Below are 10,957 nucleotides of genomic sequence, written 5' to 3'. Positions count from 1 at the left end.
TAACTAATTATTCTCTTCGCCGATATGCCATATTTTTAACAACCAAACACTAAGTCTTAACAATATGCGTACAAAAAACTCTGACTTATTACGGGTATTCGTTTACGGAACTCTCAAACCCGGTGAAGCATACTATCAATCATATTGTTCCCATAAAGTTGTGGATGCAAAAAAAGCTTGGGTTAGCGGTGAACTATATGCGCTTCCTCAAGGTTATCCAGCAATGACTCCAGGGGATAATGTAGTTTATGGGTATTTACTTTCGTTTACCGATTCAGAAATTTTGACTAGCCTCGATTATCTTGAAGATTATCGTCCTCAAAGACCGCATAATGAAAATCTTTATAATCGAATCCAAGTTGAAATATTCGATGTAGAAAATAATTCCCTTGGTTTAGCTTGGGTTTATATCATGGATTTTGCTAAAGTCCGCCAACTAAAAGGCACCCCACAAACTGATGGTTTGTGGAGTGGAAAAAAGGTAAATAGTTAAGAGTTAAGAATTAAAAATTAGGAGTTACGAATTAAAATTTATAATCCTTAACCTGTGAATTATTTAATTAATGAAATTTTCAGAATCAAAACCTGTGGGTTGCCTCTGATTTACTTCCTCTTGAGGAAAAGTTTCAGCCGCTTTTGGTATTTGTACTAAAGGCTTGTTCAAAGTAACCATCGGTAAAGATGCAACTTCTTCAGAAGAACTTTGCTGTGTTTGTTCTAAAGGATTTGTAGCAAATCGCAGTCCCGGTTCGCTGTTAGGAATTAGACTCGCTAGGGAACCAATAAAACAAGCTGCAACAGTAGCACCTCCAAACATCCAAAGCATTCTAGTACGACGGCGCAACCGCGTCATGACACTATCAACTGTTTCTTCTATTGATTTTTCTGATTGCGGTAGTGGAAGATTCCGCAAGCCTTGCCGTAGTGATAAAAGTCGTTTGTGCAAACTTTGGACTGAGGGGTCATTTGCCAGCCATTCTTCTACTTGCTTTCGTTCTGCGGCTGTTACCTCACCATCAAGGTAAGCACTCAATAACTCGAAGCGATCGCGCTTCATCATATTCTTAGCACCCGTTAATAATTTATTGGTATTGGGGTCGTTCCCATCCCGCAATTCTTGTTGATTTTGCAAGCGGGAATCGTCAAAGTGATGTTCTGTATTCATCTTAACATTATTACCAATTAATACACGGGTATATACATCGGGCAAGCTTGAGAATTTACTCTTATTTTTCTCCCAACAGCAGACACACAATATGTTTCTTAATAAGTAGTCAATTATTCAGTCATTAAGCTCAGACAGTAATAATATTTCAATATCAAATTTGCCAGTATCGCCTTCTTCGCCTATTTAAAACAAAAGAATTGGAATTGATGCAAATCTAAATTTAATATTCACTCGAACTCAAGACTTTCCCGCAGCAAAGCGGGTTACGTATATGAATGGTACTTAATATCGGGTATTAGTTAATAATACGAAGCTACCGCATCATGTGAGGATGAACGTTGCTACTTAAGACTCTACATAATTTTGTAGTTGAGTTTGCAGTCGGGATCTAGCTCTAGCAATCCTTGATTTAACTGTACCTAAAGAAACACCGGTCATTTCGGCAATTTCTTCATATGCCAGTCCTTCAATTTCTCGCAACACAATAGTGGTACGAAAAACTTCGGGTAAATCTGCGATTGCTAGGCGTAATTGCTCGTAAAATTCTCTTGTTGTCAGTTCTTCTTCGGGTCCGGGAGTATCGCCAGCAATTTCCCAATCCATTTCTCCGTCGTCTAAAGTACGGGGAGCATCAAGTGATAGGGGACTAACAACTCGCTTGCGTTTACGTAACTCGTCGTAGAACAAGTTAGTAGCAATACGACTCAGCCAACCTCGAAATTTACAGGGGTCTTGTAATCGACTAATATTGCGGAAAACTCGTATCCAGACTTCCTGAGCTAAATCTGCTCGATCGGCCCAATCAGGCGCTAAGTGATATAAAACTCTATCAACTTGTGATTGATAGCGACGCATCAGTTCAGCAAAAGCAGTACGTTCGGGGCGAACTCCAGCCTGACAGCGCAGAATCAGGTCATGGTTTGAAAGTTTATCAACTTCTACTGGTGTTTCCGGCAGTCTGGCATCGAGTGTAGACCAAGATGCAGTAATCGATTGACTCATATATCTTACTGGCTTTAAATCATCCCTATCTATTAGACCTGAAGACGTGCGGTTAGTTCCCGGTAAAAGTGACGGATTTATAACTGGAACAAATATTTCAGGTCAAGTTCAGTAAGATTACGGTGAGCAATCGGCTAATCATCATAGCTGTTCTACTCGAAGTAGCTAGCTTTAAAGCCTAATATTGCTAAATGTCAACAAGAATACTTAATAGTGCCACTTTACATAATTGTCTATTTTTATGGAATTTTGAAAATGGGTAAATTTGTATATCGATATACTAAATCTTTCGTTTGTGCGATCCAAGCCTCTAATATCAGTTATCCCTACAGATGCGATAATTAACTAAAAAAAATTATCCCTTTAAGAAAATATCAACCAATTTTGAATAACTTTTTATTATTTTTATATAAGGAAAGACAAATCATGTTTTTCATAAAATTCCGATAAAAAAATTGATAAACAAGTATTACTTTTAAGTTTTTGTTGAATAAACTACAGAATTTTATACAGTCATAAGTTTATTGTAATTTTCCTTTATTTTATTTTTGTCGCATCTTTACTAAAATCTGAGGTGCTGTATCCGTAATAGGAGGATATATACTCTCAGAATCGGAATAAAGTGGCGCTTGAACCTGCAAGAACATATTCAGTGAAAATGTAATACTTGCTGCGAGTAATAATTTCTCTAACATAATCTATCTCCTACTCACCAAGTTAATGATTGGTAATTGCACTGTAATAGTTCCGGATATTAACCTATGCCGCAAAGTTTTTTTGTTGTACAAGTAATAGTAATACCGGGATAGCCCTAGTTTGCCTGCATATCGACGGTAAATTCGTAAATAAACCTAGAAGAGTTTGTAAATGTTTGATGAGAGCAACAACATTTATGATTAATTAAAAGATTATTTAAAAAAGATTTGACCTGTATGGGAGTCTTTCGGGAGACAAAAAAATGGTACGAAACGATCCTTTAGCGCGTATAGTAATGTTGCTATGCTTTATCACAGCAATTTTATCCTTAACACTTCACTGGAGAATCAGTACTTCAGTACCTGAGACTGCGACAAAGTCCGAGGGGTTTAACAAAAATGAACCTGTAGATTTTTTACAAAAGCAAGTTCGACATTTGGTAAGTTTAGGAAATAATTTAAAATCCTATTCCATACCGAAATCATCATCAAACAGACCTGCGGCATTAACTTCTCCTCAAAATCAGAGAGGGAAAGGGCTAAATGCATCTCCTCAGAAAAAACTTGTAGTTGATTTAAGCGATCGCCGAGTTTATATGTATCGTCAAAATACGGTTGTCGCCAGCTACCCGATTGGTGTGGGGAAAAAAGGTTGGGAAACACCTGTAGGTACTTTTAAGGTGATGCATATGCAGCAGTTTCCTGCATGGCAACATCCTATTACCGGTAAAGTATTTGCACCAGGACCAAATAGTCCTTTAGGAGAACGTTGGATTGGTTTTTGGTCTGATGGGCATAACGAAATTGGCTTTCACGGTACACCGGATTCGGAATTAGTAGGAAGCCCGGTATCTCACGGTTGCTTAAGGATGCGTAATCCCGATGTTCGCTTGCTATACGAACAAATAAGCTTAGGAGTACCAGTACAAGTGCGTAAGTGATTTACGGGGAAATGGGGTAAGAGGTGTAATTAACAATTATCAGTTTCGTACCACGAAAAAGTAATTTACCTGTTACCCATTACCTGTTACCTACTTAACTCCAAATCATCAACTCTTTTGTTCAAAGTTTGGAGCGTAAGCCTGAAGTAAGGTGCTAACTTGACGCAATACCTCGTTGCCCGTGTTTTTACCAATAGCTTGACGTTCGGGGTAGAAATCAGGTCTATCTAAATAACGAGAAATTGCTTCTCCGACTTGCTGGGAAATAAACTCTTGAAGTTCTGCTTTCGCCCTTTGCCGCTGGTAAGTCGCACCTTCTTCTGTGGTGGCATAAAGAGGTGGTAAACGATTCAGTGCATAGGCAGCTATATCCCCTACGTCAAGGGATTTATCGCTAGTAGCTTCAATTTCTGCTACTCGTGCGATCGCCTCCGTTAACACCAATTCTTCCATAACGTTTATAAACTGTTTGCGAGGTACCGCCACTACCTCACCGGTTAACAATGCCCCCATTAATCTATCAAGTGCCATGTACTCTTCTATAGAGAGTTCGGAGGCATTGTCGCAGATGCGCCCAACTTCGGCTTCCATTGCTGGTGTTAAATAACCATCCTGGAGAGCTTGTTCTACAATTTTTTCGATACTCATAACGCTCATTTTAATATCAGCCACCCAAGTAAGGTAGGACGGTACCAGTTTAATTTATTACTTTTCCCCGTTCTGGGTAAATAATACACATTTTACTGACAAAAGTAAGGAATAACATCCCCTTTATTTAATTGCACTGAATCGCCAGGGCACTGGGTCTACAGCTTGTCCGTTAACGTACACACCCCAGTGTAAATGAGGACCCGTAGAAGCACCAGTAGAACCGATGCCGCCAATCAGTTGTCCCGGTTTTACCATGTCACCTTCTTTGACGTTAATCCGATTCAAGTGCATAAAGATGCTAGTCACTCCTTGTCCGTGGTCGATACCGACTACATTACCGTGTACTTTAAAACCTTGGGATTCTCTACCTACTAAAGCAACTCGCCCAGCAGCAGGTGCAACTATGGGCGAACCATAACCGCCTGCGTAATCAACGCCACGGTGATAGTAGTTATTTGCAAATTTACCATTATAGTAGCGACGAACACCATAGATTGTGCTTATACGTGAATTATTTGGTCTGCGGAAAGCACCGTTCCAATATTTTGTTGGTGTAACAAGTGCTTTGAAAGCTTTTACTCTATCAAGTTCGAGTTGTGTAGCTTTTAAACCACCTTTACCACCACGCAAGGTAATTCTTTGAGTTGGAAATCTACGCCATTTCAACCATACGGCTAAGTTTCGTGTTGTTCCATCACCCGAAACACGAATCACCTTTCTTCCAGATTTCTGTAATGGAGTCGTAGGTATAAATGCACGATACTGATTTGGTGCGATTGGAAATACTGGATAAGTTTTTCCGTTGCTAGTAACTTTTAAATTACGACCATTGGAGGGATTATCGGGAGTTACAATTACCGATATTGTGTCTCCTAGTTTGGGGGATGGTGGATTTAGTTGAACTTGTGCGGCTTCTGCTGCAACATTTGTAAGGGCGATTGGAATAGCGCTGGCAACACCTAGCGCTATTTTGAAACCAAATTTTGCTTTTACACCTTTCAAAATTGAATGGAGTTGCCCCTTAATAGGATTAACTAAGCTGACCTCATTATTCATATATCTATTAACACATTTATTGTTTCTGTTGAAAAACAGACGCTTCGTCTTATGTGTAGTGTTTCCGAGTTACCACATTTTTTCCGTTTTAATGCTGGTGATGTCAACTTGAATACATTTATATTCTATTTCTCAAGTTGTCAAGTATTTTGAAGTATTAATTTTTTATTGTTCTAATAAAGATAGGCAAGTGGGTAAGATTGAACGGTTAAAATTGCAGTTGCTTGCTTGTTTCTAGAAAAACAGTCACCAGGAAAACATTAATGGTTTGAAGCCTGCGGATTTATCCGTGGATGTCGTTTTAGGTTTTGTAGAAGCCCCTAAATTTAGTTATGGGGTATGAATTACGAATTACGTTAGCGTTCACGAAGTGAGTCGTTAGACTAAGCGTCTCCGTTCAGCTTGCTGACCCGTTAGGGTAAGGAGATATTACGAATTATATTCACCCTGTGCGGTAGGACTTGGGCAATGAAGCAATAAGAAAATGTAAGCCCTTCGAGCAGACATACTTGGTGAAAAAGTCTCATCTCACGCGCTCTGTTCGACTGCGTTTTAACTCCGCTACAAGAAAAATATACTACCTGCGTAAATCTTATCTAAGTAATTTTTATTTTTATTTTTAGCGTTTTAATACAAGTAATTGCTTGGTTTAATTTCATAACCAAACCAAGCAGAGAATATTAGGAATTTCAGCTGGGAGAAGAAATTACTAACTACAATACACAATAAAATATTTTAAATATGTTCATCAACAACTAAAAACAAAAATATAAAAGTGTTTGTTTTTATAATTAAATAATCTGTTTTGAATTTATTTAACTTTATTAATAGATGTTTATTTCGTTTCATAAAAAAGACAGTTTATCTCAATTATTATACTATATATAAACATATTAACAGCACGCATAATAGTTCTGAAAAAAATATTATATCCTCTTTAATGGTGTAAAGGAATAAGCCTTGCTTCTGTTTTTACAAGCTTATAGACTGAAAAATTATTGTACGCTATGGTATTCACAATAAAAAACTAGCATCTATATTTAATATTTAATTAAGTATAAAAATCTATGAATATAAATAATTTTTGAATGAAAAATTGACTTGTCTAATATTTATAAATTAGACAATTACTATTAAAAATCTATATCACCTCGTAAAAAGTAAATTAAATAATTATATTAATATTTTTCGCGTAACAGTCAAAATTATATTAGGTTCTCTAGAGACAAAAATAAAAGGCGCTAGAATGTTTTCTTACAAACACTCTTATCCGATAATAAGAGTTATTCTGCATTATAAATACATAGATTTTGTCTATAGGTTTACGGAAAATAATTACCATTTATGTAACTTAAGTTACTATTTATCCTTCTTAAAACGCTTGCGGTAAACATTTCCACAATGGTAGCGTCTAAAACTGTTACAGGAGTTGAACGGAACTTAATAATAATGAAACGCCCGCTATCTTTACTTACTCTTTGCTGTAGTTTTATTTCATTTTTAACCCCATTATCTGTTGTTGCTGCACCATCAAGAAACCCAGATAAAACTATAAAATGTGACATCTTGGTTGTAGGTGGTGGACTATCTGGCATAGCAACGGCTTATGAAAGTTTACTTGCAGGAAAAGAAGTTTGCTTAACAGAAATAACTGACTGGATGGGAGGACAAATTTCTTCTCAAGGAACGTCGGCACTAGATGAGCGCCCGACTCAACGCCAAAAGCTATTCTATTCTCGCGGTTATTTAGAATTGCGAAAACGTATTCGTCAAACTTATGGTGAACTAAACCCTGGTGACTGTTGGGTTTCTGATTCTTGTTTTCTTCCTAAAGATGGTCATAGAGTATTGGCTAAGATGCTCAAAGATGCCCAAAGAAAAGGTAAAGGTAAACTGCAATGGTTTCCTAACACTGTTATCAAAGAGATTGAAAAAAATGATGGTGGAAAAATAATTGGTAGCGCTTATGCTATTCAACACAAACCGGCGAGTGGTGCCCCTCCGATCAATACTTTTACTTTATCTCAAACCATCGAAGATGCTTATACTTATGAAGATTCTTCGCGTTTTAGTAAATCTATTATCCGGTTTGTTCCCAAACAACAAAAGGATGATGCTCCCAACTGGTACGTAGTAGATGCTAGCGAAACTGGCGAAATTGTCGGACTTGCAGATGTCCCTTATCGTCTTGGCATTGATAAGCGTTCTTATTTGGAGCCTTCTTCTTCTAGTGTGACAAACGATCCTTACTGCACCCAAGGTTTTACTTATACCTTTGCAATGGAGACTACGAAGGACTCTCAAGAACACGAGGAGCCAAGTTTTTATCAGCAATATGCTCCCTACTACAGCTATGAATTAAAACGTCTAGCTAGCTTCGAGTTAGTGCATACCTATCGTCGTATTTGGAGTCCTAAAAAGGGCGAAGCGATGAAGTTTGGTGGTATTAACTTTACCGCTCCCACGCCTGGGGACATTTCCATGCAAAACTGGACTTGGGGTAACGATTATCGTCCGGGAACCTCTAAAGACAATCTGATTTATACTCGCGGACAGCTTCAAGCCAGCGGACAGTTAGAGGCTGGTGGCTGGATGGGAGGACTCAGAACCGAAGCTTTACGTAAAGGTGAGGAAATTTCCCAAGGGTACTTTTACTGGTTGGTAAGGGGAACTACGGATTCTCAACTTGGTGACGGTGTCAAGAAACTTCATCCAAACCATCGCTATTTGAAAGGTTTAAATTCCCCTATGGGAACGGCACACGGATTATCTAAATATCCTTATATGCGTGAAGGAAGGCGGATTATTGGTCGTCCTAGCTATGCCCATCCCCAAGGTTTTACTATCGAGGAAATTGATATTTCTCGCCGCGACTACACTGACGAATATTACCGCAATATTTTACCTGCAAGAATGTATCGTCGGCTAAAAGCTTCTTTAGCGGGTTTAGAAGCTACATCAGTGCTTACCGGTAAGAAGCGTCCGGAAGATGTAGCGCGGCGGACTCGTTCTACTGTTTTCCCTGATGCGGTTGGTATTGGACATTATGCAATTGATTTTCATCCCTGCATGACAAAAAGTCCTCCAGAAGCGCCGGGAAATACCGAGCGTGAAGGTGAAAGACGCGGTGCAGGACAAGCTTATCCATTCCAAATTGCACTTAGAGCGATGATTCCTCAGAAAATTGATAACTTGTTAATAGCTGGTAAAAGTATTGCAACTAGTCATATTGCTGCTGCTGCTTATCGCGTACATTCTTTTGAATGGTCTGCGGGAGCGGCTGCGGGAACTACAGCAGCTTTTGCACTCAAGAATAATATCGCACCCTACGAATTGGTGGATGAATTACCTAGGATAGAACCTCAGCTAATTAAGTTACAGCGCTTGTTAAAGCAAAACAACAACCCCACTGCTTTCCCCGATACTTCAATTTTCAATGAAAACTGGAATGATTGGAAATAATTAAGGCAGTTACCAGTTATTCACCCGGAGGGTGTGGATCGTCATTTACCGGCGAACAGCTACTATTTTCGATGAAGATTGCCGCCAATTAGGGGTAGGCAGTAACTGATGATTATTAGCATAATAGTTGACGATCTATATCCTCTGGGTCAAAAATTGGTAATTGATAATTGGTAACTGATAACCACTCATTGCTAACAATGCATTAAACTAATTATTTGGAATGTATTTTTATGAAAATAATAAGGCGAGTTTTTTATGGTTACTAAAGTATCAAGTCATTATTATGGGATGGCTAACGCACCAACTATAGCACCAGAGCGTTCTGGTCAAGTTACGCGCAAAACATATCCTAATTTTAAAGTGATTGTCCTTAACGATGACTTCAATACTTTTGGACACGTTGCCGAATGTTTGATGAAATATATTCCCGGAATGAGTAGCGATCGCGCTTGGGAACTCACCAATCAGATACATCACGAGGGACAAGCAATTGTTTGGGTAGGACCTCAAGAACCTGCCGAACTATATCACCAGCAATTACGCAGAGCTGGTTTGACAATGGCTCCTCTTGAGGCGGCGTAAAAAAATGGCTAAACCCACCTCGAAATCCGGTAGACTTGTTTGGAATCACTCTACTCATATCAACGGTCTCATCCCGATTCTTGAACGTCTCTGCAATCAAGATAGTATTCAAACTATAACGCCAGGAGAAATCCGTCGTGTAAGGGGTCACTCTCCTCATATGCAATTACGAGTATCGGTTCCGATTAGAGGTGGGTTTAAAATTATCGCACGTCACGGTAAAACCGTTCAAGAAGTATTTATCCTGACAACTTTAGAACAGAATCAACTACAAGATGCTATTTTAGTTGCCATGAAAAAATAGTTGCTAATTGTTAGTTGCCGAGCAGTAGTTTTAATTTTTATTCACGATCTAATCTTGAATTTGTCGCATGGCAAATTTGTGCAATGGCAAGCACAGAATACAAGAAAATGTTAGGAAGTATGACAAAGCTGTAGTCATTCTCAAACTCATTATCACAGCTTCTCCCTTCGGTAAAAAAATCTTCTCGATACCGAAAGCAACACAATACACCAACCAGTAGGAAAAACTCATTCTAAAAAGAATTTTTTCGGTTTGCTGCATTTCGGTTTCAAACTGCTCTTTAGCTGACAATAATATTAAACCTGTAATACAAGCCAAAAAAGAAAGCATGACAAAAAAATCATGACAAATAAAATTTGCTGAATGCATGGCGCGTTTATACAAAAAATTTTCTATCAAAAGCAAGTCTAAAGGAATAATTCTTTAGAAGTAATACATAGTAACAAAGCTCAATATAATTATTGGATTTTTGTTAATAAATACAATGAAATAATAATTTTTTTGAATCAGTTAGCAGTTATCTCCCTTTGCCCCGAGCAACTCATTCGTCTACTTCACAAGCACCAATACTTACCCAATTACTCGAACCGTCGCGATTATGTTCTTTTTTCCAAATAGGGGCATTATGCTTAAGAGTATCAATAGCATAGCGACAAGCATCGAAAGCTTCCGAACGATGGGGGCAGCCTACTGCAACTAAAACACTAATTTCACCGATTTGTAAGTGTCCGGTGCGATGATGAATTACCACGCGATTTGTATCCGCCCACTTTTTGCGAATATCATCTGCGATTTGATAAAACACTCGTAGTGCCATTGGTTCGTAAGCTTGATATTCCAAGGAAATTACTGGTACGCCATCGGTTTGATTGCGAACTGTTCCACTCATAACTACAATTGCACCGTTGGCTGGATGATCGGCTAAGTTATAAACTTCTGGAAGGGAAAGAGGAGCAAAATTAATAGCGAAGTTGTCTTCCGCTCTAGGTTTAACTATGGAAGTTAAGGTAGTTGAAGGAAGCGAATTCATTACATTTTTTGATGATAACTAAAAGTATTGTCTTATATTTCGAGACACGATATAGACATAAAT

General features: G+C 38.4%; 11 protein-coding genes. 5 read left to right on the top strand and 6 right to left on the bottom strand.

What is annotated here, in order from left to right; all coding sequences use genetic code 11:
* Positions 1 to 64: 64 nt before the first annotated feature.
* A complete protein-coding gene (locus tag RIV7116_RS22115; RefSeq protein WP_015120548.1) occupies positions 65 to 493 on the top strand; it encodes a gamma-glutamylcyclotransferase in 429 nt (142 codons plus the stop codon).
* Positions 494 to 556: 63 nt separating this feature from the next.
* Here the strand turns inward: RIV7116_RS22115 and RIV7116_RS22110 are convergent, their stop codons facing one another.
* Together RIV7116_RS22110 and RIV7116_RS22105 are read right to left on the bottom strand one after the other, a co-directional pair.
* The gene (locus tag RIV7116_RS22110) at positions 557 to 1,165 is read right to left on the bottom strand and encodes an anti-sigma factor (protein WP_015120547.1); all 609 of its coding nucleotides are present in this window, start codon (positions 1,163 to 1,165) and stop codon (positions 557 to 559) included.
* Between the two features lie 348 nt (positions 1,166 to 1,513).
* Entirely contained in the window at positions 1,514 to 2,170 is a 657-nt protein-coding gene (locus tag RIV7116_RS22105) for a sigma-70 family RNA polymerase sigma factor (protein ID WP_015120546.1), read from the bottom strand.
* A 958-nt stretch (positions 2,171 to 3,128) separates the two neighbouring features.
* Here RIV7116_RS22105 and RIV7116_RS22100 point away from each other — a divergent pair.
* Positions 3,129 to 3,806, top strand: a complete 678-nt coding sequence (locus RIV7116_RS22100) for a L,D-transpeptidase (protein ID WP_015120544.1) — start codon at positions 3,129 to 3,131, stop codon at positions 3,804 to 3,806.
* A gap of 108 nt (positions 3,807 to 3,914) precedes the next feature.
* Here the strand turns inward: RIV7116_RS22100 and RIV7116_RS22095 are convergent, their stop codons facing one another.
* Together RIV7116_RS22095 and RIV7116_RS22090 are read right to left on the bottom strand one after the other, a co-directional pair.
* Complete coding sequence (locus tag RIV7116_RS22095; protein WP_044292185.1) at positions 3,915 to 4,454, bottom strand: late competence development ComFB family protein; 540 nt, start codon at positions 4,452 to 4,454, stop codon at positions 3,915 to 3,917.
* 123 nt (positions 4,455 to 4,577) lie between these two features.
* Positions 4,578 to 5,513: a M23 family metallopeptidase gene (locus RIV7116_RS22090; RefSeq protein WP_015120542.1), complete on the bottom strand. Its 936-nt coding sequence runs from the start codon at positions 5,511 to 5,513 to the stop codon at positions 4,578 to 4,580.
* Between the two features lie 1,449 nt (positions 5,514 to 6,962).
* Between RIV7116_RS22090 and RIV7116_RS22085 the strand changes: the two genes are divergently transcribed.
* From RIV7116_RS22085 to RIV7116_RS22075, 3 genes are all read left to right on the top strand, one after another.
* A complete protein-coding gene (locus RIV7116_RS22085; protein WP_044291122.1) occupies positions 6,963 to 8,975 on the top strand; it encodes an FAD-dependent oxidoreductase in 2,013 nt (670 codons plus the stop codon).
* Positions 8,976 to 9,233: 258 nt separating this feature from the next.
* Entirely contained in the window at positions 9,234 to 9,560 is a 327-nt protein-coding gene (gene clpS / locus RIV7116_RS22080) for an ATP-dependent Clp protease adapter ClpS (protein WP_015120540.1), read from the top strand.
* A gap of 4 nt (positions 9,561 to 9,564) precedes the next feature.
* Positions 9,565 to 9,864: a DUF2103 domain-containing protein gene (locus RIV7116_RS22075; RefSeq protein ID WP_015120539.1), complete on the top strand. Its 300-nt coding sequence runs from the start codon at positions 9,565 to 9,567 to the stop codon at positions 9,862 to 9,864.
* A 48-nt stretch (positions 9,865 to 9,912) separates the two neighbouring features.
* Here the strand turns inward: RIV7116_RS22075 and RIV7116_RS22070 are convergent, their stop codons facing one another.
* Together RIV7116_RS22070 and RIV7116_RS22065 are read right to left on the bottom strand one after the other, a co-directional pair.
* Positions 9,913 to 10,233 carry a hypothetical protein gene (locus tag RIV7116_RS22070; RefSeq protein WP_015120538.1) on the bottom strand — a complete coding sequence of 107 codons (321 nt, stop codon included), beginning with the start codon at positions 10,231 to 10,233 and terminating at the stop codon, positions 9,913 to 9,915.
* 172 nt (positions 10,234 to 10,405) lie between these two features.
* On the bottom strand, positions 10,406 to 10,894 hold the full coding sequence (locus RIV7116_RS22065) for a molybdenum cofactor biosynthesis protein MoaE (RefSeq protein ID WP_015120537.1): 489 nt from the start codon (positions 10,892 to 10,894) through the stop codon (positions 10,406 to 10,408).
* Positions 10,895 to 10,957: the final 63 nt, after the last annotated feature.

The sequence above is a fragment of the Rivularia sp. PCC 7116 genome (genome assembly GCF_000316665.1).
Lineage (GTDB): Bacteria > Cyanobacteriota > Cyanobacteriia > Cyanobacteriales > Nostocaceae > Rivularia.
Note: the sequence above shows the minus strand (reverse complement) of the source record. Positions and strands in the feature narration are given on the sequence as shown.